This is a genomic window from Streptomyces sp. NBC_00178 (genome assembly GCF_036206005.1).
Taxonomy (GTDB): Bacteria; Actinomycetota; Actinomycetes; order Streptomycetales; family Streptomycetaceae; genus Streptomyces.
The window spans coordinates 5278094-5302861 of sequence record NZ_CP108143.1 but is presented as its reverse complement, the minus strand read 5'-3'; the positions used below and the strand labels follow the sequence as shown (position 1 = coordinate 5302861).

Annotated in this window: 29 protein-coding genes and 2 tRNA genes; 9 read left to right on the top strand and 22 right to left on the bottom strand. The window is 71.0% G+C overall.

Going from position 1 to position 24768, the window contains the following annotated elements; translation table 11 throughout:
- Positions 1–49: 49 nt before the first annotated feature.
- Both OHT61_RS23390 and OHT61_RS23385 read right to left on the bottom strand, forming a co-directional pair.
- Entirely contained in the window at positions 50–262 is a 213-nt protein-coding gene (locus tag OHT61_RS23390) for a hypothetical protein (RefSeq protein ID WP_203182693.1), read from the bottom strand.
- 435 nt (positions 263–697) lie between these two features.
- Positions 698–979 carry an acylphosphatase gene (locus OHT61_RS23385; protein WP_329040901.1) on the bottom strand — a complete coding sequence of 94 codons (282 nt, stop codon included), beginning with the start codon at positions 977–979 and terminating at the stop codon, positions 698–700.
- Between the two features lie 154 nt (positions 980–1133).
- On the opposite strand from OHT61_RS23385, the gene OHT61_RS23380 reads away from it, so the two are divergent.
- The 3 genes from OHT61_RS23380 to OHT61_RS23370 all read left to right on the top strand — a co-directional run bounded on the left by OHT61_RS23380 (position 1134) and on the right by OHT61_RS23370 (position 3464).
- Complete coding sequence (locus tag OHT61_RS23380) at positions 1134–2066, top strand: CAP domain-containing protein (RefSeq protein ID WP_329040899.1); 933 nt, start codon at positions 1134–1136, stop codon at positions 2064–2066.
- 466 nt (positions 2067–2532) lie between these two features.
- On the top strand, positions 2533–2991 hold the full coding sequence (locus OHT61_RS23375; protein WP_329040898.1) for a VOC family protein: 459 nt from the start codon (positions 2533–2535) through the stop codon (positions 2989–2991).
- A 71-nt stretch (positions 2992–3062) separates the two neighbouring features.
- The gene (locus OHT61_RS23370) at positions 3063–3464 is read left to right on the top strand and encodes a winged helix-turn-helix transcriptional regulator (protein ID WP_329040896.1); all 402 of its coding nucleotides are present in this window, start codon (positions 3063–3065) and stop codon (positions 3462–3464) included.
- Between the two features lie 15 nt (positions 3465–3479).
- Here the strand turns inward: OHT61_RS23370 and mutM are convergent, their stop codons facing one another.
- The 9 genes from mutM to OHT61_RS23325 form a co-directional block, all read right to left on the bottom strand.
- On the bottom strand, positions 3480–4334 hold the full coding sequence (gene mutM / locus OHT61_RS23365) for a bifunctional DNA-formamidopyrimidine glycosylase/DNA-(apurinic or apyrimidinic site) lyase (protein ID WP_329040894.1): 855 nt from the start codon (positions 4332–4334) through the stop codon (positions 3480–3482).
- Positions 4335–4410: 76 nt separating this feature from the next.
- Positions 4411–5235 carry a ribonuclease III gene (gene rnc / locus OHT61_RS23360; RefSeq protein ID WP_329040893.1) on the bottom strand — a complete coding sequence of 275 codons (825 nt, stop codon included), beginning with the start codon at positions 5233–5235 and terminating at the stop codon, positions 4411–4413.
- A 19-nt stretch (positions 5236–5254) separates the two neighbouring features.
- Positions 5255–5428 carry a 50S ribosomal protein L32 gene (gene rpmF / locus OHT61_RS23355; RefSeq protein ID WP_003965982.1) on the bottom strand — a complete coding sequence of 58 codons (174 nt, stop codon included), beginning with the start codon at positions 5426–5428 and terminating at the stop codon, positions 5255–5257.
- Between the two features lie 2 nt (positions 5429–5430).
- The gene (locus OHT61_RS23350; RefSeq protein ID WP_103760344.1) at positions 5431–6096 is read right to left on the bottom strand and encodes a YceD family protein; all 666 of its coding nucleotides are present in this window, start codon (positions 6094–6096) and stop codon (positions 5431–5433) included.
- A 137-nt stretch (positions 6097–6233) separates the two neighbouring features.
- Entirely contained in the window at positions 6234–7367 is a 1134-nt protein-coding gene (locus tag OHT61_RS23345; RefSeq protein ID WP_329040891.1) for a cell division initiation protein, read from the bottom strand.
- 97 nt (positions 7368–7464) lie between these two features.
- Positions 7465–7944, bottom strand: a complete 480-nt coding sequence (coaD, locus tag OHT61_RS23340; RefSeq protein WP_329043374.1) for a pantetheine-phosphate adenylyltransferase — start codon at positions 7942–7944, stop codon at positions 7465–7467.
- A 26-nt stretch (positions 7945–7970) separates the two neighbouring features.
- Positions 7971–8555: a 16S rRNA (guanine(966)-N(2))-methyltransferase RsmD gene (gene rsmD, locus OHT61_RS23335; protein ID WP_329040889.1), complete on the bottom strand. Its 585-nt coding sequence runs from the start codon at positions 8553–8555 to the stop codon at positions 7971–7973.
- A gap of 98 nt (positions 8556–8653) precedes the next feature.
- Complete coding sequence (gene recG, locus OHT61_RS23330; RefSeq protein ID WP_329040887.1) at positions 8654–10882, bottom strand: ATP-dependent DNA helicase RecG; 2229 nt, start codon at positions 10880–10882, stop codon at positions 8654–8656.
- Positions 10883–10933: 51 nt separating this feature from the next.
- On the bottom strand, positions 10934–12556 hold the full coding sequence (locus OHT61_RS23325; RefSeq protein WP_329040885.1) for a DAK2 domain-containing protein: 1623 nt from the start codon (positions 12554–12556) through the stop codon (positions 10934–10936).
- 256 nt (positions 12557–12812) lie between these two features.
- Between OHT61_RS23325 and rpmB the strand changes: the two genes are divergently transcribed.
- Positions 12813–12998: a 50S ribosomal protein L28 gene (gene rpmB, locus OHT61_RS23320; protein ID WP_003965989.1), complete on the top strand. Its 186-nt coding sequence runs from the start codon at positions 12813–12815 to the stop codon at positions 12996–12998.
- 104 nt (positions 12999–13102) lie between these two features.
- Here rpmB and thiD read toward each other — a convergent pair whose 3' ends face one another.
- Both thiD and OHT61_RS23310 read right to left on the bottom strand, forming a co-directional pair.
- Positions 13103–13912: a bifunctional hydroxymethylpyrimidine kinase/phosphomethylpyrimidine kinase gene (thiD, locus tag OHT61_RS23315; RefSeq protein ID WP_329040884.1), complete on the bottom strand. Its 810-nt coding sequence runs from the start codon at positions 13910–13912 to the stop codon at positions 13103–13105.
- 77 nt (positions 13913–13989) lie between these two features.
- Positions 13990–14958: a thiamine-phosphate kinase gene (locus OHT61_RS23310; RefSeq protein WP_329040883.1), complete on the bottom strand. Its 969-nt coding sequence runs from the start codon at positions 14956–14958 to the stop codon at positions 13990–13992.
- A gap of 320 nt (positions 14959–15278) precedes the next feature.
- On the opposite strand from OHT61_RS23310, the gene OHT61_RS23305 reads away from it, so the two are divergent.
- The gene (locus OHT61_RS23305; RefSeq protein WP_056791028.1) at positions 15279–15512 is read left to right on the top strand and encodes an Lrp/AsnC family transcriptional regulator; all 234 of its coding nucleotides are present in this window, start codon (positions 15279–15281) and stop codon (positions 15510–15512) included.
- A gap of 20 nt (positions 15513–15532) precedes the next feature.
- On the top strand, positions 15533–16021 hold the full coding sequence (locus OHT61_RS23300) for a DUF3515 domain-containing protein (RefSeq protein WP_329040882.1): 489 nt from the start codon (positions 15533–15535) through the stop codon (positions 16019–16021).
- Between the two features lie 46 nt (positions 16022–16067).
- On the opposite strand, the gene OHT61_RS23295 is transcribed toward OHT61_RS23300, so the two are convergent.
- Genes OHT61_RS23295 through OHT61_RS23285 form a run of 3 tightly spaced genes read right to left on the bottom strand, consistent with a single transcriptional unit; the run spans position 16068 to position 19046 of the window.
- Positions 16068–17252, bottom strand: coding sequence for a D-alanine--D-alanine ligase family protein (locus tag OHT61_RS23295; RefSeq protein ID WP_329040880.1), 1185 nt, complete (start codon positions 17250–17252; stop codon positions 16068–16070).
- 34 nt (positions 17253–17286) lie between these two features.
- Entirely contained in the window at positions 17287–18297 is a 1011-nt protein-coding gene (locus OHT61_RS23290) for an NAD(P)H-dependent glycerol-3-phosphate dehydrogenase (RefSeq protein ID WP_329040879.1), read from the bottom strand.
- Positions 18294–19046 carry a lysophospholipid acyltransferase family protein gene (locus OHT61_RS23285; protein ID WP_329040877.1) on the bottom strand — a complete coding sequence of 251 codons (753 nt, stop codon included), beginning with the start codon at positions 19044–19046 and terminating at the stop codon, positions 18294–18296. Before OHT61_RS23285 ends, OHT61_RS23290 begins: the two co-directional genes overlap by 4 nt.
- Positions 19047–19187: 141 nt before the next feature.
- Here OHT61_RS23285 and cofC point away from each other — a divergent pair, with 141 nt between their 5' ends.
- Together cofC and OHT61_RS23275 are read left to right on the top strand one after the other, a co-directional pair.
- Positions 19188–19877, top strand: coding sequence for a 2-phospho-L-lactate guanylyltransferase (gene cofC, locus OHT61_RS23280; RefSeq protein WP_329040876.1), 690 nt, complete (start codon positions 19188–19190; stop codon positions 19875–19877).
- Positions 19878–19887: 10 nt separating this feature from the next.
- Positions 19888–20091 carry a hypothetical protein gene (locus OHT61_RS23275; RefSeq protein ID WP_329040874.1) on the top strand — a complete coding sequence of 68 codons (204 nt, stop codon included), beginning with the start codon at positions 19888–19890 and terminating at the stop codon, positions 20089–20091.
- A gap of 81 nt (positions 20092–20172) precedes the next feature.
- Here the strand turns inward: OHT61_RS23275 and OHT61_RS23270 are convergent, their stop codons facing one another.
- The 4 genes from OHT61_RS23270 to leuC all read right to left on the bottom strand — a co-directional run bounded on the left by OHT61_RS23270 (position 20173) and on the right by leuC (position 23333).
- On the bottom strand, positions 20173–20835 hold the full coding sequence (locus OHT61_RS23270) for an HU family DNA-binding protein (RefSeq protein WP_329040873.1): 663 nt from the start codon (positions 20833–20835) through the stop codon (positions 20173–20175).
- Positions 20836–20977: 142 nt separating this feature from the next.
- A complete protein-coding gene (locus OHT61_RS23265) occupies positions 20978–21205 on the bottom strand; it encodes a hypothetical protein (RefSeq protein WP_329040872.1) in 228 nt (75 codons plus the stop codon).
- Between the two features lie 104 nt (positions 21206–21309).
- On the bottom strand, positions 21310–21903 hold the full coding sequence (gene leuD, locus OHT61_RS23260; protein WP_329040871.1) for a 3-isopropylmalate dehydratase small subunit: 594 nt from the start codon (positions 21901–21903) through the stop codon (positions 21310–21312).
- A 5-nt stretch (positions 21904–21908) separates the two neighbouring features.
- A complete protein-coding gene (gene leuC / locus OHT61_RS23255) occupies positions 21909–23333 on the bottom strand; it encodes a 3-isopropylmalate dehydratase large subunit (protein ID WP_329040869.1) in 1425 nt (474 codons plus the stop codon).
- Between the two features lie 173 nt (positions 23334–23506).
- Here leuC and ndgR point away from each other — a divergent pair, with 173 nt between their 5' ends.
- Positions 23507–24223 (top strand): IclR family transcriptional regulator NdgR, encoded by a 717-nt coding sequence (ndgR, locus tag OHT61_RS23250; RefSeq protein ID WP_003966003.1) that lies wholly within the window; start codon positions 23507–23509, stop codon positions 24221–24223.
- A 374-nt stretch (positions 24224–24597) separates the two neighbouring features.
- Here the strand turns inward: ndgR and OHT61_RS23245 are convergent.
- Together OHT61_RS23245 and OHT61_RS23240 are read right to left on the bottom strand one after the other, a co-directional pair.
- Positions 24598–24670 (bottom strand) — tRNA-Glu (locus tag OHT61_RS23245).
- Between the two features lie 20 nt (positions 24671–24690).
- Positions 24691–24762 (bottom strand) — tRNA-Gln (locus tag OHT61_RS23240).
- Between the last annotated feature and the right edge of the window lie 6 nt (positions 24763–24768).

Here is a 24768-nt window from a genome sequence, read left to right as displayed (position 1 = left end):
CGAGCAGCTGGCACGTTCGGCCCGACCGGCCCCGGCAGGGCCTTGGCGGTCAGGTCAGCGCGGGCTCCGCCTGGGGTACGTCGATGTCGATGCTGTCGAGCAGCGACTCCTGGTGGTGGGCGGCGGCGTTGAGCGCGTCGTTCTCGTCCTGGATCCGTACGAGCTCGGATTCCAGGTCCTGGACACGCTTCTGAAGCCGTCGCATCTCGGCGAGGAGTCGCGGGTCGGAACCGCCGACGTAACCGAGAAGCGCCTTTGCCATGATGGATGGTCCTCCACACTGAGTGACCGACCGAATGCGGTGTGGGTCGTGGAAATCGCACCCGCGGTGTTCGGCAGTGCTGGATCTCCACTGCTGTTCTGCTGTCTCCAGCTCTGCCGAGCAGCTGAGGTGCGCGGGGTTTTCAGCGTCTCACCAAAAAGTTTGACGGTCAACACGATCACACGCCGACGGCCGGGAGTCCCGGGGGCGCGCGGCTTGTCGATCATGCGGCGCGACTCTCCTGCGGGCACCCGGAAGGGAAGGAGATCTTCGTCGGAGGCGCAGCCTTGCACGACATCTACTTCTTGGCAACCATGCGCCGCCGCCCCGCGCTTTCGCAGGTCATTTCGGGTGCGATGTCCGCCGGGCCCTCCCGGTCACGTCCGGCGTCCCGCCGGACACGGAGCGGATCCGCGCCATTCGCCCGCGCCGTCGTCAGCGGATCGCGAATCCCTCATAACCACCGCGGGGCGTGTCCCAGATCTCAGTGACTCCGTCCACGCGGCCGGGTGTGTCGTCGGAGCCGAGCCAGTCGAGCAGACGGTGGCAATTCTCACGCGGCCCTTCCGCCACCACCTGCACCCGGCCGTCGTCGAGATTGAGGGCGAAGCCGGTGAGTCCGCCGATCTCCAAAGCATTTGCCCTGGTGAACCAGCGAAACCCTACTTGCTGCACTCGGCCGCGTACCCATACGACGAGGCGCGCATCTGTGTTCATGCCCGAACGCTAACGGGCCAATTGCACAAGGAGCACGGCGCCCCAATCCGCCATGGCGTAAGGTCCCCTCGCAATAGCTCACCCGAACGGGTGAGTTTGATCAAGAATACGGTGACGTCGCAACGACGCCCGGAGCACGAGGAAGGCACAGCGCATGGGACGCCATCGACGCGCAGGCGCAGCCCCGGCCGCTGAGCAGCACGCGGCAGAAGCGGCGGGCGGGACCCGGAGTGCACGCCGTAAGAAGCGGGTGCGACGCCCCGTACGCGCCGGGCTCCTCGGCGTCTCGGCCGCCGTGGCCGTCGGCGCCGTCGCCGTCGCCTCCGGCCTCGTGCCCGGCGGCGACACCTACAGCGTCAGCGGCGGACCGGCCGCCGACCAGGTCCGCTCGGGCGGCGGCCCGGATCTGCTGACCCAGGGGGACGCCTCGGCGAAGCCGACCGCCGGGACCTCGGCCCCGGCCGAAGCCGGCAGCAGCGCGGGTTCCTCGGCCGCACCGTCGGCGTCGCCCTCCGCCACCCCGAGCACGAAGCCGAGCGGCAAGCCCTCGGCGAGCCCCTCGAAGCGGGCTGTGAAGACGCCGGAGCGGACGAAGGCTCCCGCACCGGAGAAGACGGCGTCGTCCCGCCCCGCCACCAAGGCCCCCACCGCCACGAAGACCCCGTCGTCCGCCCCGACGCGCACGGCCACCGCGCCGTCGAGCCCCGCCTCGACGTCCGCGCAGGCGGCGGTGCTCGCCCTGGTCAACGAGGAACGTGCGAAGGTCGGCTGCAGCCCGGTCACCAGGAGCGCACCGCTGACCGCGCTCGCCCAGGCCTTCAGCGAGGACATGGCCGCGCGCGACTTCTTCGGCCACACGGACCCCGACGGGGCGACCCCGTGGGACCGTGCCGCGGCCGCCGGTGTCGAGGGGCTCGGCGGCGAGAACATCGCCCGCGGCCAGGCCGACGCGCAGGCCGTGATGGACGCCTGGATGAACAGCGAGGGCCACCGCGCGAACATTCTCAACTGCGACTACAAGACGCTGGGCGTCGGCGTGCACCTCGGCGCCGGCGGGCCCTGGTGGACGCAGGACTTCGGCTTCTGAGAAGTCGGCGGATCACGGATTTCCGCTCGTCCCCCCGGGGCCTCGGTACCCGGGGGCATCGGTACCCCTGGCCCCGCTGAGAGCCTGATGCCCCGCGTCCCGGAGCACCGATGCCTGTCGCGCTGCGTGGGGGCCCTCTTGGTTACGGGGGCGGCTCGCACACTCGGTGGCCGAAGCGATCACCGCTGGATCCGGCGCCCCCGACCCGCAGCTGTCGCCGGCGCGGCCGGGCGCTCGCCGCTGCGGGGACATCCGGCTGAACGGCACCGAGGGCGCTCGTGGTGCCCGCCACCGCCAGGACCGTAGGGGCGCACCGACGGTGCGGCCCTCATCGGCACGTCCGGCCTACCCGAACGCGCACGGACCTCGCCTCCGTGGTCACATCGGATAGCTGCGGGCGCCGATCGCCGCACCCTCACGTAGTTCTGGACGAAGTCGTCCCCGCAGGACAGAAAGGGATTCGACCATGGACCTGAAACTTGAGGTGCTCGTCCTCCCGGTCGCCGACATCGAGCGCGCGAAGAGCTTCTACACCAGGCTGGGCTTCCGCGAGGACATGGACGCCAACGACGGTGACTACCGGGTGATCCAGTTCACCCCGCCGGGTTCGGATGCCTCGGTCATCTTCGGCAAGGGAATCAAAGCCACGGCCGCCCCGGTACAGAACATCCTCCTGGCCGTTCTCGACATCGAGGAAGCTCGCGCGGACCTCATCACGCGCGGCATCGAGGTGTCCGAGATCTTCCATGACACGAGCGGCATCTTCCATCACGCGGAGGACGCCTACCTGGTGGCGGGCCCGCAACCGCAGCGCGGCAGCTACGGCTCCTACGCCTCCTTCAGCGACCCGGACGGCAACGGCTGGGTACTGCAGGAGATCACGGAGAGACTGCCGGGGCATGAAGGGGCGCTCCCCAGGCGCTGAGACCGCGCCGTGGCGGCGGCGCCCCCGCCGCTGCCCGGGAGTGAGCGCTGCACAGGCGTAGGCTCTCGGGCATGGCTCTGGCAGAGACGGAACACCCGCCCGGCGAAGCGTCGCCGTTCGACGTCTTCTCACGGCAGTGCCCCTCGCGCGGGACGCTGGAGCACGTCACGGGCCGCTGGGGCGGTCTGACCCTGGGCGCGCTGTACGAGAGCGGGTCCCGTTTCAACGAGCTGCGCCGCCGGATCGACGGGGTCAGCGAGAAGATGCTCTCCCTGACGCTGCAGGCACTTGAGCGCGACGGTCTGGTGCACCGGGAGGCCCAGCTCACCAATCCGCCGCGCGTCGACTACGAACTGACGCCCCTGGGGCGCGAGGTCGCGGGCCGGCTGCTGGACCTCATCCAGCTCGTCGAGGGCCGGATGCCCGAGGTCATCGAGTCCCGGGAGCGCTACGACGCGGCCCGGGGTGCCTGAGGCCCCGCGGCGCTCTCAGATCCGCGGCGGGCGCTGGCAGCGGGGACAGAAGTAGCTGGACCGGTTCATCCAGGGACGACGGCGGATCGGTGTGCCGCACCGGTGGCAGGGTTCGTCCTCACGTCCGTACGCGTCCAGCGACCGGTCGAAGTAGCCGGACTGGCCGTTCACGTTGACGTAGAGGCTGTCGAAGCTGGTCCCGCCCTGGGCCAGGGCCTCCCGCATCACCTCGCGGACGTGGGTGAGCAGCTCCGCGGTCCTCGGGCGGGTCAGGGTGGCCGTCGGCCGCTCGTAGTGGAGACGGGTGCGCCAGAGCGCCTCGTCGGCGTAGATGTTGCCGACCCCGCTGATCAGGGACTGGTCGAGCAGGGCGCGCTTGACCGTGGTGCGGCGCAGACGCAGCGCCACGTGGAACGCCTCGTCGTCGAAGGCCGGGTCGAGGGGGTCGCGGGCGATGTGCGCGATGACGTCGGGCAGCCCGTCGGGGGTGTTCCCATGGACCGACAGCCCGCCGAAGGTCCGCTGGTCCACGAAGCGCAGCTCGGTGCCGAGGTCGTCGTCGAAGCCGATACGGATCCGCAGGTGCTTCTCGTCCGCCGCCGCGGTGGGCTGCACGAGGAGCTGACCGCTCATACCGAGGTGGCCGAGCATCGACGAGTCCGCCTCGTCGAGAGGGACCCACAGGTACTTCCCGCGCCGCATCGCCGTGCCGAGGCGCAGACCCCGCAGCCGCGCGGCGAAGTCCGCCCCGCCCGCGAGGTGCCGGCGGACCGCACGCGGGTGCAGGACCTCGACGTCCTTCACGGTGCGGCCGGAGACCCAGCGCTCCAGACCGCGCCGTACGACTTCGACCTCGGGCAGTTCGGGCACGGCGGACACTCCTTCGAAGGGAACGGGACAGCGAAAGCCCCCCGGTGCACATGGCACCGAGGGGCTCCCTTACGGGTCAGGCCGGAGCCGCGCCCGAGTTCGGCGACGGGTCGGCAGGGGTGTCGGCGACCCCTCCGTCGGCAGCGGCCTTCGCCGCCGCCTCCCGCGCCTCCGCGGCGGCGCTGATCTCGCGCCAGGCGGACTCCGCCGCCTGCTGCTCCGCTTCCTTCTTGCTACGGCCGGTGCCGGTGCCGTACGAGACACCACCGACGCGAGCAGCAGCAGTGAAGGTCTTCTCGTGATCGGGGCCGGTCTCCGTGACGAGGTACTCGGGGACTCCGAGGCTCTCGCTCGCGGTGAGCTCCTGGAGACTGGTCTTCCAGTCCAGGCCGGCTCCGAGGCTCGAGGACCTGTCGATCAGCGGGTCGAAGAGCCGGTGCACCAGCTCCGAGGCCGCGCCGAGGCCCTGGTCGAGATAGACCGCGCCGATCACCGCTTCAAGGGTGTCGGCGAGGATGGACGCCTTGTCCCGGCCCCCCGTGCCCTCTTCACCGCGGCCGAGCCGGATGAAGGAGCCGAGTTCGAGGCCGCGGCCCACTTCCGCAAGTGCACGCGAGTTGACCACCGCGGCCCGCAACTTGGCCAGCTGGCCTTCGGGCAGGTCGGGGTGGGTGCGGTACAGCGTGTCCGTGACCACCAGGCCGAGCACGGAATCCCCGAGGAATTCCAGCCGCTCGTTGGTGGGCAGACCGCCGTTCTCGTATGCGTACGAACGGTGGGTCAGCGCACGCACCAGAAGGGCGGACTCGAGGTGATACCCGAGCCGCCCTTCCAGAAGCGTGTGGGACGAGGCTGTGTTGATGTTGTCTGCCTGCTTCTTGGCGCTGGACAACTCAGACATCGGGCCTCTCACCAGCCGCTCAGACCTCGAGGACCTGGCGCTTGTTGTAGGTGCCGCAGCTCGGGCACGCAATGTGCTGGAGCTTCGGCTCCTGGCAACGCTCGCACGAAACCAGGGTGGGGACCGCAGCCTTCCACTGCGACCGGCGGTGGCGCGTGTTGCTGCGCGACATCTTCCGCTTCGGAACAGCCACGGCTACTTCTCCTGCTTCTCGTCGACGCCAGGTTCGGCGCCGCCCATGTTGTCCTTCTCGCCGTCCTGAACGGTCTCGGCGAGTCCTTGCAGTGCCGCCCAACGGATGTCGGCGACGTCGTGGTGATGGTCCGGATTCTCGTCCAGCCTGATTCCGCATTCGGAACACAGACCGGCACAGGTCTCCTTGCACACCGGCTGCAGCGGCAGTGCGAGCACCACCGCGTCACGCAGCACAGGCTCGAGGTCGAACGAATCGTCCTCGAGGAAAAACCTGTCCTCGTCGTCCTCGGCGTCGTCGACCGGGTCCGCGGTCCTGCTGCGGTTCCGGTCATCGGCGTCAGGGTACGAGAACATCTCCTGGAAGTCCGCTTCGACCTCGAGGGTCAGCGGCTCCAGACACCTTACGCACTCCCCCTCGGCCGTCGCACGGGCGGTGCCTGTGACGAGCACCCCTTCCATGACCGATTCGAGGCGGAGGTCCAGCGCCAGGGGCGCGTTCTCCGGAACTCCGACGACCCCGTCGATGCCGAGGTCCTTCGGTGCTTCCGCCGTGCGGGTCAGCCGCTTCTGGGTACCCGGACGCCGGCCCAGCTCGCGCGTATCGAACACGAGAGGGCTGCGGTGGTCGAGGTGGCCGTTCAGGGCTTTTCCTGCTTTCGAGATCATGTGCGTGGTGCGGCTTCGGGAGGGCCACCCCTGTCCGGACGGAATGAGGGCAGCCGGGATCGCGGACATACGCGCGACCGAACAGCCAGGATACTGGACGTACCGCCCAGCTCCCAATCCGGTACGGTCCGCTCCGGTCAGCGGCCCTGCTCGTAGCGGCGCAGCTGCTCCAGGTCGATCATGCTGGTGTCGAAGAGACTGGTCTCGTCGAGCGCGCTCTCGCCCTGCTGCCCGGGCACCTGGCCCTGCTGCGGCCAGTACTCCTGCTGCCCGCCGGGGTCGTACGCCTGCTGCTGGTACGCGTACGGGTCGGCCTGCTGCTGCGGGTAGCCGTAGCCGTCCTGGAGCTGCTGCTGGTCCTGGTAGCCGTACTGCGCGTACTGCGGCTCGGCTCCGGGCTGGGCGGGGAAGGCCGTCTGCGCGGGGTCCTGGTAGCCGGCCACCGGCGCGTAGTCCTGCTGGACGGGCTCCGCGTAGGGCTGGTGGACCGGTTCCGCGTAGTCCGGCTGCCGGGGGATCTGCTGCGGCTCGGGGGTGGCGAGTTCCGCGAGGCCCGCCCAGTGGTCCTCGTCGCTGGTGTGCTGCCGGCCGCCGGCCGCGTCCTGGGCGGCCATGTGCGCGCCGAGGTCGTCGGTGGCGACCCGCCCGTGCAGCTTCTGCCGGCCCCGGCCGACGGCTTCCAGCGTCTTGGCGAGCACGGCCTCGAAGGCGCCGAGCTTGGTGTCCACGTAGTCGTCCGCGCGCCGCCTGAGCGTGTCGGGGTCGGCACTGCGCTCGGGGGCCTCGGCGAAGTCGGGGTCCTGGTAGCCCTGCTCGTCGAGTCCTTCGCCGCGCCCGAGCAGCTTCTCCCGGCCCCGGTCGACGGACCCGATGGTCTTGGTGAGGACGACCTCGAAGTTGGCGAGCTTGCTGTCGACGTACTCGTCGGCCTCCGCGCGGACCTCGTCGGCCTCCCTGCGGGCCTCGGACAGGATCCGGTCGGCCTCGGCCTGGGAGCGCTGGGCCACCTCCGTGCCCGAGATCAGCGAGCCGCGCTCGGCGTGGGCGGACTCGATGATCCGGTCGGCCTCCTGCCGGGCCTGCTCCACGAGCTGCTCCCGGCCGCCGATGAGCTCCTGGGCGTGCGCGAGCGAGCCGGGCAGCGCCTCGCGCACCTCCTCCAGCAGCGCGAGCAGTTCGGCCCGGTTGACCACGCAGGACGCCGACATGGGCATGGACCGGGCGCTGCCGACCGTTTCGACGATCTCGTCGAGCTTCTTCTGCACGTCCACCGTGTGCTCGCCACTCTCTGCCGCTGTTGGAGACGGACGGGACGACTGTACGGCCAGTCGCCTCCCGTCCGACACCTGGTGACGGACGGTCAGCGCATCACTTCTCGCTGAGACGCTCGGTGAGTGCGCGGTGGACCGTGGGCGGCAGCAGGTGCGCCACGTCGCCGCCCCAGGTGGCGACCTCCTTGACCAGGGAGGACGAGAGGAAGCTGTAGGTCGGGTTGGTCGGCACGAACAGCGTCTCGACACCGGAGAGGCCGTTGTTCATCTGGGCCATCTGCAGCTCGTAGTCGAAGTCGCTGACCGCCCGCAGCCCCTTCACGATCGCGGGGATGTCGCGCTGCTTGCAGAAGTCGACGAGCAGCCCGTGGAAGGACTCGACCTCGACGTTTCCGAAGTCCGCCGTGACCTCGCGGATCATCTCGATCCGCTCGTCGACCGTGAAGAGGCCCTTCTTGGACTGGTTGATCATCACGGCGACGTGCACGACGTCGTACAGCTTCGAGGCTCGACCGATGATGTCGAGATGTCCGTTGGTGATGGGGTCGAACGACCCCGGACAGACGGCGCGGCGCAACGTGGTTCCCTCGCTCTCCGGTGCGGTCATCGTGCGTCTTCGCACGTAGAGGCGGCGCGACCGTACCAAAGCGTGGCCTCGCCGTAGCGGCGGGCCCGTAGCGGCTCGAAACCGTCGGGCCAGCCGAATTCGCCGCCTCTCGTGCTCCGTTCCACCGTGACGAGGGCGTCGCCCGTGAGCCAGCCCTGGGCACGGAGTGTGAGCAGGATCTCCCGAAGATCGTCGTCGGTGACGGCGTACGGCGGGTCGAGGAACACCACGTCGTACGGCTCCGAGGGCGCGGGCCCCGCGACGACCTGTTCCGCCCGCCCCGCACGGAACTCCGCACCGGGCAGACCGAGGGTCCGGATGTTGTCGCGGACGGTGCGCGCGGCCTTGGCGTCCGCCTCCACGAGCAGCGCGTGGACGGCGCCGCGGGAGAGGGCTTCCAGGCCCACGGCGCCGGAGCCGGCGTACAGGTCGGCGAGGCGGATGCCGTCGATGGTGCCGAGGAGCGCCGCCCAGGTGGAGAACAGGCCCTCGCGCGCACGGTCGGATGTGGGGCGGGTGCCGGTGCCGGGCGGGACGGCCAGGCGGCGTCCGCCGGCCGTGCCGGCGATCACGCGGGTCATGGGTGTCTGGTCCTCGGGTCGCGGGCGGCGCACCGGACGGGACGTGCGCCGTGCTCCCCACGATATGGCGTCCCCGGGTTTCCGCCCGGTCACCCCCGTCACCCCTTGTCGAGGTACTCCTCCCGGTCCTTGTCCAGCAGCGCGTCCAGCGCGATGCGCAGCTCGGGGAGCCGGTCGAGGTCCGGGTCGTCGGCGACGACCCGGACGGCCTCCTCGCGGGCCGCCGCGATGACCTCCTCGTCGTCGATGACGCTGAGCACCCGCAGGGAGGAGCGGACGCCGGACTGGGCCTGGCCGAGGACGTCGCCCTCCCGCCGCTGTTCGAGGTCGATGCGGGACAGCTCGAAGCCGTCCAGGGTCGCGGCGACGGCGGAGAGCCTGGCCCGGGCGGGGCTCGCCTCGTGGGCCTCGCTGACCAGCAGGCAGAGGCCGGGGGCGCTGCCGCGGCCGACGCGGCCCCTGAGCTGGTGCAGCTGGGACACCCCGAAGCGGTCGGCGTCCATGATCACCATCGCGGTGGCGTTCGGGACGTTCACACCGACCTCGATGACCGTGGTGGCGACGAGGACGTCGGCCTGGCCGGCGGCGAAGCGCCGCATGACGTCGTCCTTGTCGTCCGGCGCCATCCTGCCGTGCAGGACCTCGATACGCAGACCGCTCAGCGGGCCCCGGGCGAGCTGCGCGGCGATGTCCAGCACGGCGAGCGGCGGGCGCTTCTCGGGGTCCTCGGCGGGGGCGGCCGGCTTCCTGGCCCCCTTGCCCTTCTTCTCCGCCGCCTCGTCCGCCTCGTCGCCGATGCGCGGGCAGACGACGTACGCCTGGTGGCCGTTGGCGACCTCTTCGCGGACCCGCTCCCAGGCGCGGTCGAGGAAGTGGGGCTTGTCCTTGGCGGGCACGACGTGGCTGGCGATCGGGGAGCGCCCGGCCGGCAACTGGTCGAGCACGGAGGTCTCCAGGTCGCCGAAGACCGTCATCGCAACCGTGCGCGGAATGGGTGTGGCGGTCATGACGAGCAGGTGCGGGGGCTGCTTGCCCTTGGAGCGCAGGGCGTCGCGCTGCTCCACCCCGAAGCGGTGCTGCTCGTCCACGACGACCAGGCCGAGGTCGTGGAAGCCGACCTTGTCCTCGATCAGCGCGTGGGTGCCGATGACGAGTCCCGCCTCGCCCGTGACCAGGTCGAGGAGTGCCTGACGGCGGGCGGCCGTGCCCATGGAGCCGGTGAGCAGGACGACCTTGGTGCCGAGGTCGGAGCCGCCCAGCATGCCTCCTTCGGCCAGCGCGCCCATCATCTCGGTGATCGAGCGGTGGTGCTGCTGGGCGAGCACCTCGGTGGGGGCGAGCATCGCGGCCTGTCCGCCCGCGTCGACGACCCGGAGCATGGCCCGCAGCGCGACCAGTGTCTTGCCGGAGCCGACCTCGCCCTGGAGCAGCCGGTGCATGGGGTGTTCCGTCGCGAGGTCGCCGAAGATCTCCTCGGTGACCTTCTGCTGGCCCTCGGTGAGGGTGAAGGGGAGCGTGGCGTCGAAGGCGTCGAGGAGCCCTCCGGGCACGGGCTTCCTGGCCACCGCCGGAAGCTGGGTGTCGGCGTACCTGCGGCGGGCGAGGGCGACCTGGAGGACGAAGGCCTCGTCCCAGCGCAGCCGGTCACGCGCGGCCGCGATGTCCGCCTTGGTCTGCGGGCGGTGGATCCTGAGCAGCGCCTCGGGCAGCGGGACGAAGCCGCGCCCCTCGCGCAGCGACCCGGGCAGCGGGTCGACGGCCTCCTGCGCGCTGGGCAGGACGGTGTCGACGGCCTTGGCGATGCGCCAGGAGTCGAGCTGCTTACAGGCGGGGTAGATCGGCAGCAGCCGGCCCGCGAAGGCGTCGACGGCCTCGGCCACGCCGGCCTCCTCGTCGCCGTCCTGCGCGTCGAGGAGCTGGTAGGTGGGGTGGGCGAGCTGCATCTTCCGGTTGAACACGGAGGCCTTGCCGGCGAACATGGCGCGCCGCCCGGGCAGCAGCTCCTTGTGGGGCTTGTGGACGCCGTGCCCGAAGAAGACGAGCTGGAGCCTGCCGCTGCCGTCGGTGAGGGTCACTTCGAGGCGCTTGCCCCGGCCGTTGTTGAACATCATGATCCGCGCGTCGGCGACCTGGGCGACGACCGTGACGTGCTCGTCCAGCGGGAGGTCGGTGAGCGCCGTGAGCCGGCCGCGCTCCTCGTACCGTCGCGGGTAGTGGTGGAGGAGGTCACCGACCGTGTGCAGGCCGAGGTGTTCGGCCATCACCTTCGCGGTGGCTCCGCCGAGCAGCTTCTTCAGGGGTTCATCAAAAGCGGACACGCGCTCCATTGCACACCACGGCACCGACAGATGTCGCCGGGCACGGCGCGGGCCAGGGTGTCACTCGACGCCGATGAGCAGGGGCGCGGTCTGGTGGCCGCCCCGGTAGACGACGGTGTCGACGGCCAGGTAAGCCTCGCGCACGTACGCGGCCAGGGCGTCGGCGAGGGTGTCGGGGACGTCCTCCCCCAGGACCAGGGTGACGAGTTCGCCGCCGGAGGACAGCATGCGGTCGAGGACGGTGCGGGCGGTGGCGGGGACGTCCTCCCCGATGACGGCGACGTCCCCGTCGATCAGCCCGAGGATGTCGCCGGCCTGGCAGATGCCCGCCATCGTCCACGACTGGCGCTCGGCGACGGCCAGTTCGGCGTACCGGGTGGCGCCGGCCGCGGCGGTCATGGCGACGACGTCCTCGTCGAAGCCGCGGCCCGGTTCGTGGACGGCGAGGGCGGCGATGCCCTGGACGGCGGCGCGGGTGGGGACCAGGGCGACGCGGATGCCTTCGGTCCTGGCCTGCTCGGCGGCGGCCGCCGCCGTGTGCCGCAGCTGCGCGTCGTTGGGCAGCAGGACGACCTCGCGGGCGTGGGCCCGGCGGATCGCGTCGACCAGTTCGCCGCTGGCGGGCGGCTCGCCGGGGCGGGCCAGGACGGTGGTCGCACCGGCGTCGGTGCACAGGCCGGAGAGTCCGTCGCCGGGTACGACGAGGACGACCGCGCGCTGGACCGGTTCGCGGTGGGCGCGGATCCGGTCGGCGGCGAAGTGGGTGATCCGGATCCGGTAGGGCCGCCCCGCCTCGACACCGGCCTCGACGGCCGCACCGGCGTCGTCGACGTGGACGTGGACGTTCCACAGGCCGTCGCCGCCGACCACGACGAGTGAGTCCCCGAGGGCGTCCAGCCGGCTCCGCAGCCCGGCCACGGCGTCGTCGGTGGCCTCCAGCAGGTAGATGACCTCGAAGGCGGCGCCGCCGTCCGGGTCCGCGTCGCCGCAGTCCCCGGTCCCCGCCGGCGGGCCGGGTGCCGGGGGGACGGCGCGTTCCGCGGGGCGCCCGCCGGCGGCTTCCAGCAGGGCTCCGAGCACGGCGACCAGCCCCTGTCCGCCCGCGTCCACGACGCCCGCGCGGCCGAGGGCGGCCAGCTGGCCGGGGGTGGCGGCCAGGGCCGCCAGGGCGCCCGCGTACGCCGCGTCGAGCACGTCCGTGAGGCCCGCGCCGGCGGGCGTGGCTCCGGCCTCCTCGGCGGCTGCCGCGGCGACGGTCAGCATCGTGCCCTCGACGGGGTGGGCGACGGCCTTGCGCGCGGCGGCGGCGGCCTCCGCGAGGGCGGTCCGCAGGTGAGGTGCGTCACCCGCCTCGGCCAGTACTCCGGCCATGCCCCGCAGCAACTGCGCCAGGATGGTGCCGGAGTTCCCCCGGGCGCCGATCAGTGCCCCGTGCGCCATGGCCCGTACGACGTCGGCGGGCGCCGGGAGTGTGGAACCGGTCTCGTGGGCGGCGAACACCGCCTCGACCGCGGCCGCCGCGGATTCCACGGTCAGGTAGAGGTTGGTGCCCGTGTCCCCGTCGGCGACGGGGTAGACGTTGATGGCGTCGATCGCCGAACGCTCCCGGCCCAGGGCCTCCAGGCTCAGCGAGCACCAGGTGCGCACCGCGACGGCGTCCAGAACGTCGTGGGACTGCGGCACCGTTGGTCCTCCTTGGGGCGGCCGTGGGGGGCTGGCTGAACCGCAGAGTAGTCCTCGCCCGCAGGTCCGGCGGGCACAGGTGCGGGGAGGAGGGCCCGGGAAGCCGTGGTAGTTTCGTATCTCCGACGCAGGCGTTGTATGCTGCTTCGGTTGCCCGACGAAAGTCGGGACATTCCTCCGGTACCGCCACTTCAGTAAAATGATTCCGGCGCGCCGGAATTCACTGTAAGTGCATCTGAAGTCTTTGGAGTGACCCGTGGCTGCCAACTGCGACGTTTGCGGCAAGGGGCCGAGCTTCGGCAACAGCATTTCGCACTCGCACCGCCGTACGTCCCGTCGCTGGAATCCCAACATCCAGCGCGTGCGTGCCGTGGTCGGTCGGACGCCGAAGCGGCTCAACGTCTGCACCTCGTGCATCAAGGCCGGCAAGGTCGCGCGCTGACGTCCCCGTCGTAGCGCAGCCTTCCGGTTGCCCAAAAAGCCGGTCCACCTCGGTGGACCGGCTTTTTGCTGTCCTTCACCGTGCGGGCCGCTGCGCCCCGCCCCTCACCGTGCGGTGCGCAGCGCCCAGCCGTGATCGACGGGGCCTATGCCGCCGCCCAGCGCGAAGCCGGCCCGGATCGCGCCGGTGACGTACTCCTTCGCGCCCTTCACGGCCGTCGGCACGTCCTGCCCGCGGGCCAGTCCGCACGCGATGGCGGAGGCGAGGGTGCAGCCCGTGCCGTGGGTGTGGCTGTTGTCGTGCCGCGGTGCGCGCAGCCAGTGCTCCTCGGTCCCGTCGGTCAGCAGGTCGACGGCGTCGCCGGGCAGGTGGCCGCCCTTGATCACGACCCAGCGGGGTCCGTAGGCGAGGACTTCCGCGGCGGCTCTGCGCATCGAGGCCTCGTCGGTGACGGTGAGGCCGGTGAGCTGGGCCACCTCGTCGAGGTTGGGGGTGGCGACCGTGGCGACGGGCAGCAGTTTCGTGCGTACGGATTCGAGCGCTTCGGTGGCGAGCAGGGCGTCGCCGTGCTTGGAGACCCCGACGGGGTCGACGACGACCGGGGCCCGGGTGCCGGCGACGAGTTCCGCGACGGTCTCGACGAGTGCGGCGGACGCCAGCATGCCCGTCTTCACAGCCTGGACGCCGATGTCGTCGACGACGCTCCGGTACTGGGCGCGCACGGCGTCCACCGGGAGTTCCCAGGCGCCCTGCACACCCAGCGAGTTCTGGGCGGTCACGGCGGTGAGCACGCTCATCCCGTGGGTGCCGAGGGCGAGCATCGTCTTCAGGTCGGCCTGGATGCCCGCACCGCCGCCGGAGTCGGATCCGGCGACGGTGAGGACACGGGGCGGTATCGGGGCAGGTGCGGTCATGCCCCGGAATCTACTAGGGCGTGCTTGGGAAGGAGCGCCGTCCGGCCGCCGGGTGGGCGGGACTTCCCAAGCACGCCCTAAGCGTCCTCGATGGACCCGAAATGGTCCCAGCCGCCCTTGCTGGTCCAGGGGGCTCCGTCGACCGTGACCTGGGGCAGCGCCGACGGGTTGAGGACCTCGCCGATCACCTTCCAGCGGGCGGGGAGCTTCACGTCGGCGGGGAACGTCGCCACGATCGCGTGGTCCTCTCCCCCGGTGAGCACCCACTGCAGGGGGTCGACCCCGACGGCCTGCCCGATGTCCGACATCTGGGAGGGGATGTCGATGAGTCCGGAGCGCAGGTCGATGCGGACCTTGCTGGCCTCGGCGATGTGCCCGAGGTCCGCGACGAGCCCGTCGCTGACGTCCGTCATGGCGGTGGCGCCCAGTCCGGCCGCCGCCGGTCCCGCGTGGTACGGCGGTTCGGGGCGCCGGTGCGCCTCGACGAAGGCGCGGGGCGAGCGGAACCCGCGGGAGAGCACGGCGAATCCAGCGGCGGACCAGCCGAGCCAGCCGGTGACGGCGACGACGTCGCCGGGCCGGGCCCCGGAGCGGGTGACGGGTTCGTGGTTGCGCAGGTCACCGAGCGCGGTGATCGCGACGGTGATGGTGTCACCGCCGACGACGTCCCCGCCGACCACCGCCGCGCCGGCGACCTGGCATTCGTCCCGCAGCCCGTCCATCAGCTCGGCGGCCCAGGTGACCGGGAGGTCGGCGGGTACGACGAGGCCGAGGAGCAGCGCGGTGGGCACGGCTCCCATGGCCGCGATGTCGGCGAGGTTCTGGGCGGCCGCCTTGCGGCCGACGTCGTACGCGGTGGACCAGTCGCGGCGGAAGTGCCGCCCTTCCAGGAGGACGTCCGTACTGGCCACGACCCTGCGGTCGGGAGCGGCCACGACCGCGGCGTCGTCGCCGGGTCCCAGCCGTACCGCCGGAGTGGTGGTGAGCCGGGAGGTGAGCTCTCTGATGAGCCCGAACTCCCCCAACTCGCCCACGGTTCCCTTCACCGAGTCTCACCTCTCATGTATCGCACCGGACACCTGTCCGGGCTGCTTCAGCGGCCGGGTGTCCGGGCCGTGGACGAACGGCCCGGCGATACCGGAGGCCCCGGGTCGTGCGGGCATCACCGTCCCCCTTCCGCCCCGGTGGGCTTGCGGTCGCGAGCCCCAACTGCTGTCGGTACCGTCAAGAGATACGTCAACTTCTGTGGTGCGTACGCCACGCTCTGGGCGTCAACCGGCCCGTAGGTCTCCCCGCGGCCCGCGGCGACGCGATAACGTGGCGTCCCTTTCCCCCACATGATCCTCGTGGCCGCCCTGGAGGTTCCGTGGTACAGGCGTACATCCTCATCCAGACCGAGGTGGGCAAGGCGTCGATCGTCGCCGAGACCATCGCAAAGCTCCCGGGAGTGATCCAGGCAGAGGACGTCACAGGCCCCTACGACGTGATCGTGCGCGCGCAGGCCGACACGGTCGACGCGCTCGGCCGCATGGTGGTCGCCAAGGTCCAGCAGGTGGACGGCATCACGCGAACCCTGACCTGCCCGGTCGTCCACCTCTGACCCCTGTCTACGCTGGCCCGGTGACCCGCACCCGCCGCCCGCTTCCCGGACCCCGTGTTCTCTCCGCGTCCGCCGCCCTGTTCGTCCTGGCCGCGGCGGGCTGTTCCGCCGGCGGTTCCCAGCCGTCCGTGGCGGTACCCGCTCCGTCGTCGGAGGCAGCCGGGTACTGCGAGGCACTGCACGGGGAACTGCCGGAGACGGTCGCCGGTCTGGAACGGAGCGACCCCTCACCGGAGTCGGATCTGACCGCCGGCTGGGGGGACGGGGCGATCGTACTGCGCTGCGGTGTCCCCCGGCCCGCGAGGATGGACGATTCCCAGTCCAAGGCGGTGGAGGCGGACGGCGTCAACTGGCTGCTGGAGCAGCGCGACGGCGACGGCCCGCGGTTCACGACCACCTATCGCAAGGCGTACGTCGAGGTGACGCTCGGCCCGGAGTACACGCACGACGTCACCCCGCTGTCGGCGTTCGCCACGCCGGTCGCGAAGACGGTGCCCGACAGCCTCTGAGGGCTTCCGGGGGCCGTCCCGCTGCGGGGAGACGGCCCCGGAGGGCTCAGCGCAGGCCGGTGGGGCGGTTCAGCGCGGCCTGGATCAGCCGGTCGACGAGTTCCCCGTAGGTCACACCGCTCTCCTGCCACATGCGCGGGTACATGGAGATCGGGGTGAAGCCCGGCATGGTGTTGATCTCGTTGATGACGAACGTGCCGTCCTCCGTGAGGAAGAAGTCGGCGCGCACCAGGCCCTCGCAGGACGCGGCCTCGAAGGCGTCGACGGCGAGCCGCCGCACCTCGGCGGTCTGCTCGTCGGTGAGCGGCGCGGGCACCAGCCCGGCCGCCGAGTCGATGTACTTGGCCTCGAAGTCGTAGAAGTCGTGCGCGGTGACCGGCGGGATCTCGGCGGGCACGCTCGCGCGCGGTCCGTCCTCGAACTCCAGGACACCGCATTCGATCTCGCGGCCGCGCAGCAGGGACTCCACCAGGAACTTGGGGTCGTGCCGGCGGGCCTCCTCGATCGCCTCGTCGAGTCCGGAGGGGTCGTCGACCTTGGTGATCCCCATGGAGGAGCCGCCGCGGGCGGGCTTCACGAAGAGCGGCCAGCCGTGTTCGGCGGCGAACTCCATGATGCGCTTGCGGGCGGCGGGGCGGTCGGACTCCCACTCCCGGGGGCGGACGACCTCGTACGGGCCGACCGGCAGCCCGAAGGAGGTGAACACCCGCTTCATGTACTCCTTGTCCTGGCCGACGGCCGAGGCCAGGACGCCGGCGCCGACGTACGGCACCCCGGAGAGCTCGAGAAGGCCCTGGAGGGTGCCGTCCTCGCCGTACGGGCCGTGCAGCATGGGGAAGACCACGTCGACCTCGCCGAGCGCCGTGGGGACGGCGCCGGGTTCACCGACGACGACGTCGCGGTTGCGGGGGTCGACGGAGAGCGTCACCACTCCGCGGGCGGACTCGGCCAGCTGGTCCACGTCGGGGACCTGCCGGTCGGTGATGGCCATCCGGTCCGGGTCGTCGGACGTGAGGGCCCAACGTCCGTCCCGGGTGATACCGATCGGCAGGACGTCGTACTTCGTCCGGTCGATGGCGCTCATGATGGCGCCCGCCGTGACGACCGAGATGCCGTGTTCGGAGCTCCGGCCGCCGAACACGACGGCCACGCGCGGCTTGCGGCCCTGCTCGGAGCTCTGCTCGGAGCCGAGGGGGCTCTCGGTGCTCTGGGGGAGGTTCTGGCTGCTCATATCGCGATGAGCGTACCTGCTGGTAGAGCCCGAGTCAGCGCCGCTCGGGCTTGGCGCTGCGCGACATCAGCTCCTTCAGAGCGACCACCGGCGGCTTGCCCTCGTGGACGATGCCGACGACCGTCTCGGTGATCGGCATGTCGACCCCGTGCCTGCGTGCCAGATCGAGCACCGATTCGCAGGACTTGACGCCCTCGGCGGTCTGCTTGGTGACGGCGACGGTCTCCTGGAGCGTCATCCCGCGGCCGAGGTTGGTCCCGAAGGTGTGGTTGCGCGAGAGCGGGGACGAGCAGGTCGCCACGAGGTCGCCGAGTCCGGCGAGACCGGAGAAGGTCAGTGGGTCGGCGCCCATGGCGATGCCCAGGCGGGTGGTCTCGGCGAGGCCCCGGGTGATGAGCGAGCCCTTGGTGTTGTCGCCGAGGCCCATGCCGTCGGCGATGCCCACGGCGAGACCGATGACGTTCTTCACGGCGCCGCCGAGTTCGCAGCCCACCACGTCGGTGTTGGTGTACGGCCGGAAGTACGGGGTGTGGCAGGCGGCCTGGAGGCGCTGGGCCACGCTCTCGTCGGCGCAGGCGACGACGGCGGCGGCGGGGCGGCGCTCGGCGATCTCCTTGGCGAGGTTGGGGCCGGTGACGACGGCGATGCGGTCGGCGGTCACCTTCGTGACGTCCCCGACGACCTCGCTCATCCGCTTGGCGGTGCCGAGTTCGACGCCCTTCATGAGGGAGACGAGGACCGTGTCGGACTCCAGGTGGGGGGCCCAGTCGGCGAGGTTGGCGCGCAGCGTCTGGGAGGGCACCACGAGGACGGCGAAGTCGGCGCCGCGCAGCGCCTCGGCGGCGTCCGTGGTGGCCCGGATCGAGGCGGGGAGCTCGATCCCCGGCAGGTACCCGGGGTTGGTGCGGGTGGTGTTGACCGCTTCGGCGACCTCCGCCCGGCGCCCCCAGAGGGTGACCTCGCAGCCCGCGTCGGCGAGGATCATGGCGAAGGCCGTACCCCATGAGCCGGTTCCGAAGACGGCCGCCTTGGCGGGGTGCGTCACGTCGTTCCCTTTCCCTCTGCCTTGCGCCGCTGTTCAGCACGGGCCTTGCGGTGATCGTAGAGCTCGGTGGGCGCCGTCTCGCCGCGCACTTCCTCGAGCTGGGCGGTGATCGCGGCCATGATGGTCTCGGTCGCCCGGCGCAGCACCTCGGGCGTCGGTTCGAGGCCGTAGTACTCCGTCAGGTCGACCGGCGGTCCGGCCTGCACCCGGAGGGTCTTGCGGGGGAACAGCCGGAGCTTGTTCTCCTTCGCGTAGGGCGGCATCGCGAGGTTGGCGCCCCACTGGGCGACGGGGATGACGGGGGCCTTGGTCATCAGCGCGACGCGGGCGGCACCGGTCTTGCCGGCCATCGGCCACATCTCGGGGTCGCGGGTGAGCGTGCCCTCCGGGTAGAAGGCGACGCACTCACCCCGCTCGACGGCGTCGACGGCGGCCCGGAAGGCGTCGAGCGCGTTGGTCGTCTCGCGGTAGACGGGGATCTGCCCGGTGCCGCGCAGCATCATGCCGACGAACGGGGCCCTGAACAGCGCCGCCTTGGCGAGCAGCCGCGGCACACGTCCGGTGTTGTACTGGTAGTGCGCGTAGGACAGCGGGTCCAGATACGAGTTGTGATTGACAGCGGTGAGGAATCCGCCCTCGGCAGGAATGTGTTCCATCCCCCGCCAGTCCCGCTTGAACAGAACCACCAGGGGCGGTTTCGCGATCACCGCAGCCAGGCGGTACCAGAAGCCGATTCTGCGGCGGGACACTCGGATGCCTTCCTCCAGGACTGAGCTGCTGCGCGGCTCGCGGCGATGCTCCCTGCCCCGGGCCCCTGCTGTGTGGGGAACACGGTACGCCTCACGTATGGGGGCGGACCGCCGGGTTGTCGTACCGGCAGGTGAGAATAAATGCTGACGCGTCACGAGGGGGAGATCGCCACGAACACCGACCCGACCGGCCCCTGGTCCCTGGTCGTCCCGTTGAAGCCGCTGGCCAGGGCCAAGAGCAGGCTGGGCCGCGCGGTGGGCGGGGAGCTTCGTCCCCGCCTGGCCCTGGCGTTCGCGCAGGACACCGTCGCCGCGGCGCTGGCCTGCCCCGCGGTGCGTGATGTGGTGGTCGTCACGGACGATCCGGTGGCCGGTGCGGCCCTGTCGGCCCTCGGCGCCCGCACGCTGGCCGACACCCCTGGCGCGGGGCTCAACGCGGCCCTGGAACACGGTGCGCGGTCGGTGCGCGGCCGTAAACGCGGTGCGGCGGTGGCGGCACTCAACGCGGATCTCCCCGCACTCCGTCCGCACGAATTGGCTCGCGTGCTCGATTTCGCGACCGCATTTCCCCGCGCATTTGTCGCCGATGCCCAGGGAATCGGAACCACATTTCTTTCCGCGGCCCCGGGAGTGGAATTGCGCCCTGCCTTCGGCGGTGCGTCGAGGGCGCGGCATCTCGCTTCCGGCGCCGTGGAGATCACGCCGTCCGGCCTCGATTCGGTCCGCCGGGACGTGGACACGGGCGGAGATCTGCGGGCGGCGCTCGCCCTGGGCGTCGGGCGGTTCACCGCGCCTCTGGCGGCCCCGGTGGTGCCTGCGGCGGACCGATAGGCTGCCGCTCATGCAGGCGACTTCGTTCACGTACGACCCCGGGACCCGCAGCGGCAGCGTGCTCCTCGACGACGGCACTCCGGTGGACTTCGACGCTCCGGCGTTCGACGCGGGCGGGCTGCGGCTGCTCCGTCCGGGGCAGCGGGTGCGGATCGAGACAGAGGGCGAGGGCGCTTCGCTGCGCATCACCCTGGTGACGCTGCAGACGCTCTGAGCCGCCCTCGGACAGCCCGCGGGCCGGGCTCCCCGAGGGGAGCCCGGCCCGGCGCGTGTGAGGTACGAGCGGAGCCCGGTCTCACTTCTTGCGTGCGGTGACCTTCTTGGCTGTGGTCTTGCGTGCCGTGGTCTTCTTCGCGGGCGCCTTCTTCGCCGTGGTCTTCTTGGCGGGCGCGGTCTTGGCCGCTACGGCCTTCTTCGTGGCGGTGGCCTTCTTGGCCGGCGTCGCCTTCTTCGCCGCCGCCGTGGTCTTCTTCGCGGCCGCCGTGGTGGTCTTCTTCGCCGGCGTCGCCTTCTTCGCCGCCGCCGTGGTCTTCTTCGCCGCGGCCGTGGTCTTGCGGGCCGTGGCCTTCTTCGCGGTGGCCTTCTTCGCAGCGGCCTTCGCCGTCGTGCGGGTGGAAGAACCGCCCGAGAGGCTGCCCTTGGGGGCCTTCTTGACGGAGACCTCGCCGCCCTTGGGGAGCTTCTTGGAGCCGCTCACCAGGTCCTTGAAGCCCTGTCCCGCACGGAAGCGGGGAACCGAGGTCTTCTTGACCCGGACGCGCTCACCCGTCTGAGGGTTACGGGCGTAGCGGGCGGGGCGGTCGACCTTCTCGAACGAACCGAAACCGGTGACCGAGACACGGTCTCCGCCTACGACCGCGCGGACGATCGCGTCGAGTACCACGTCGACCGCGTCAGCGGCCTGCTGACGGCCGCCGACCTTGTCGGCAATCGCTTCTACGAGCTGCGCCTTGTTCACGTCTTCCCCTTCGGAGACATTGCCCGAACGAAACTGTTCAGGCTTTTTCGCACGTTAGGCAGATATATACCGCAAATCAAACACGAAACGGGCTAATCACCCTAGTGCCGCAACGAAGTCGACCGCTGCGCTGTCCGCAGAGTCAGTCACCTTCGGGGAATCGGCCCTCATCGAGGTCCTTCATCAACCGGTCCAGACGCCGTGCCGCGCCTGGGAGATCGTGCTTAGCCGCGGCCGTGACGACCATCAGCTTCCGGGACAGCGCCATCCTTACGCCCTCCGGGACTTGCAGTGCGCGCACCTTTGCGTGCGCTTCCTTCAATCGGTCGGCGACGAGTCCATAGAGCTCGAGTTGGCTGTCGCGTTCCATGCACCGATTGTGCCATCTGGGGCGAGTTGTCGCCCGAGGGGGTCTCAACAAGCGACTGCGCCCCCTGTCCGGGGACAGGGGGCGCAGTTCGGGAAAAGCGCTGCTCAGGCGTCGATCGTGCGCGGCTTGTGCGACGGCCGGGCCGCCTCGTAAGTCGCAATGTCCGCTTCGTTCTGAAGGGTGAGGCTGATGTCGTCCAGCCCGTTCAGCAGCCGCCAGCGGGCGTTCTCGTCGAGTTCGAAGTCGGCCGTGATGCCCTCGGCGAGCACCTGGCGCTTCTCGAGGTCGACAGTCACCTCGGCCGTCGGATCGGCCTCGGTCAGCTCCCAGATGCTGTCCACGACCGCCTGGTCGAGGACGACGGTCAGGAGACCGTTCTTCAGGGAGTTGCCGCGGAAGATGTCGGCGAACCGGGAGGAGATGACGGCCTTGAAACCGTAGTTCTGCAGGGCCCAGACCGCGTGCTCGCGGGAGGAGCCCGTGCCGAAGTCGGGGCCCGCGACCAGGACCGAGGCGCCCTCGCGCTCCGGGCGGTTGAGGACGAAGTCCCCGTCCTTGCGCCAGGCCTCGAAGAGTCCGTCCTCGAAGCCGTCGCGGGTGACCTTCTTCAGCCAGTGGGCCGGGATGATCTGGTCGGTGTCGACGTTGCTGCGCCGCAGCGGGACGACCCGGCCGGTGTGTGCGGTGAATGCTTCCATGGCTCTCAGACTCCGGCGGGCGTACGGACGTCGGACAGATCGGCCGGCGAGGCCAGGTGGCCCAGCACGGCGGTCGCGGCGGCGACCTGCGGGGAGACCAGATGGGTGCGGCCGCCCTTGCCCTGCCTGCCCTCGAAGTTCCGGTTCGAGGTGGAGGCGGAGCGCTCGCCGGGGGCCAGCTGGTCGGGGTTCATGCCGAGGCACATCGAGCAGCCCGCGTGCCGCCATTCGGCGCCGGCGGCGGTGAAGACCTTGTCCAGGCCCTCCTCGACGGCCTGCAGGGCGACCCGGACGGAACCCGGCACGACCAGCATCCGTACCCCGTCGGCGACTTTGCGGCCGTCCATGATCGAGGCAACGTTGCGCAGGTCCTCGATACGCCCGTTGGTGCACGAACCCACGAACACGGTGTCCACGCTGATCTCGCGCAGCGGCTGGCCCGCGGTCAACCCCATGTACTCGAGCGCCTTTTCGGCGGCGTGCCGCTCCGAGGCGTCCTCGTACGAAGCCGGGTCGGGGACGGCGGCCGACAGGGGCGCGCCCTGGCCCGGGTTGGTGCCCCAGGTGACGAACGGCGCGAGCGACGGGCCGTCGATGACGACCTCGGCGTCGAAGACGGCGTCGTCGTCGGTGCGCAGCGTCTTCCAGTACTCCACCGCGGCGTCCCACTCCGCGCCTTCGGGCGCGTGGTCGCGGCCCCGCAGGTAGTCGAAGGTGGTCTCGTCCGGGGCGATCATCCCGGCGCGGGCCCCGGCCTCGATCGACATGTTGCAGATCGTCATCCGGGCCTCCATCGAGAGCTTCTCGATGGCGGGACCGCGGTATTCGAGGATGTAGCCCTGGCCGCCGCCGGTGCCGATGCGGGCGATGATGGCCAGGATCAGGTCCTTGGCGGTGACGCTGTCGGGGAGTTCGCCCTCGACGGTGATCGCCATCGTCCGGGGGCGGGCCAGGGGCAGCGTCTGGGTGGCCAGGACGTGCTCGACCTGGCTGGTGCCGATACCGAAGGCCAGCGCGCCGAAGGCTCCGTGGGTGGAGGTGTGCGAGTCGCCGCAGACCACGGTGGTGCCCGGCTGGGTCAGGCCCAGCTGGGGGCCGACCACGTGGACGACGCCCTGCTCGACGTCTCCCAGCGGGTGCAGCCGGACTCCGAAGTCCGCGCAGTTCTTGCGGAGGGTCTCCAGCTGGGCGCGGGAGACGGGGTCGGCGATCGGCTTGTCGATGTCGAGGGTCGGGGTGTTGTGGTCCTCGGTGGCGATGGTGAGGTCGAGACGCCGGACCGGGCGGCCGGCCTGGCGCAGACCGTCGAACGCCTGCGGGCTGGTCACCTCGTGCAGCAGGTGCAGATCGATGAAGAGGAGGTCGGGCTCGCCATCGGCGCGCCGGACGACATGGTCGTCCCAGACCTTCTCCGCGAGTGTCCTACCCATCGCTTTCCCTCCGGCCGGCATCTTCGCCGGCCCAACTAGAGATTCGGGTGCCGCCGTCCGGACCCCCGAGCGGGGCGGTGGCTGCGAGCCCAGGTAAGGCCGCTCGTACAGGTTCGCAACTTCTGGGGAAAATTGAACTTGCGTTTCACAGAGTGAGACGGGAGTATCGTCGTATGGACAACTCTAGCGGCGTCGGCGTTCTCGACAAGGCAGCTCTGGTATTGAGCGCCCTGGAGTCCGGTCCGGCCACCCTCGCCGGGCTGGTCGCGGCGACAGGGCTCGCAAGGCCGACGGCACACAGACTCGCCGTGGCACTCGAACACCACCGCATGGTGGCGAGGGACATGCAGGGCCGTTTCATTCTCGGTCCCCGGCTGTCGGAGCTCGCGGCGGCGGCCGGCGAGGACCGCCTCCTGGCGACGGCCGGCCCGGTACTCACGCATCTGCGCGACATCACCGGCGAGAGCGCTCAGCTCTACCGTCGGCAGGGCGACATGCGGATCTGCGTGGCCGCCGCGGAGCGGCTGTCGGGTCTGCGGGACACGGTGCCGGTCGGCTCCACGCTCACCATGAAGGCCGGCTCGTCCGCGCAGATCCTGATGGCCTGGGAGGAGCCGGAGCGACTGCACCGGGGCCTGCAGGGTGCCCGCTTCACCGCGACCGCCCTGTCGGGTGTGCGCAGGCGCGGCTGGGCCCAGTCCATCGGCGAACGCGAGCCGGGCGTGGCCTCCGTCTCGGCCCCGGTCCGCGGCCCGTCGAACCGGGTGGTGGCCGCGGTGTCGGTCTCCGGGCCGATCGAGCGTCTCACCCGCCACCCGGGGCGGATGCACGCCCAGGCCGTCATCGACTCGGCCGCACGGCTGAGCGAGGCCCTGCGCCGCACCGGCTGAGACCTCCCGGGTCCGACTCCCTCTCCTCCGGCCGCCCCAGCGCCGTGGCGGCCCCCTTCCAGTCCGGTGTGCGCTCCCGGTACGGGAACCTCCGGTGCCTTCTCCCGGAGTTCATGACGCTCCTCCGCGCCCGTACGCGAACTCTCCGCCGCGCCCAGCCCGTTGACCGCCCCTCGGCGCGGCCCTCCTCCGCCCCGGACACCCTGCGCGGTCGGGCGCCCTACCCAAGACGCCTCTCCCGTGGAGGAGATGGCGGCACAACGACGGGGCGCGACGAAGCCGTACGCTGCGGAGGAAGCCGGCAGGCCGTCGGCGTACGGGTATGAAAAAGGGCCCTCACCGAAGTGAAGGGCCCTTCTCCTGCTGCTCTGTTGTACCCCCGACCGGATTCGAACCGGCGCTACTGCCGTGAGAGGGCAGCGTGCTAGGCCGCTACACAACGGGGGCGTGGTTACTGCTGACGTGCGCTGGGCTACCAGGACTCGAACCTAGAATGACGGTACCAGAAACCGTAGTGTTGCCAATTACACCATAGCCCATGGTGT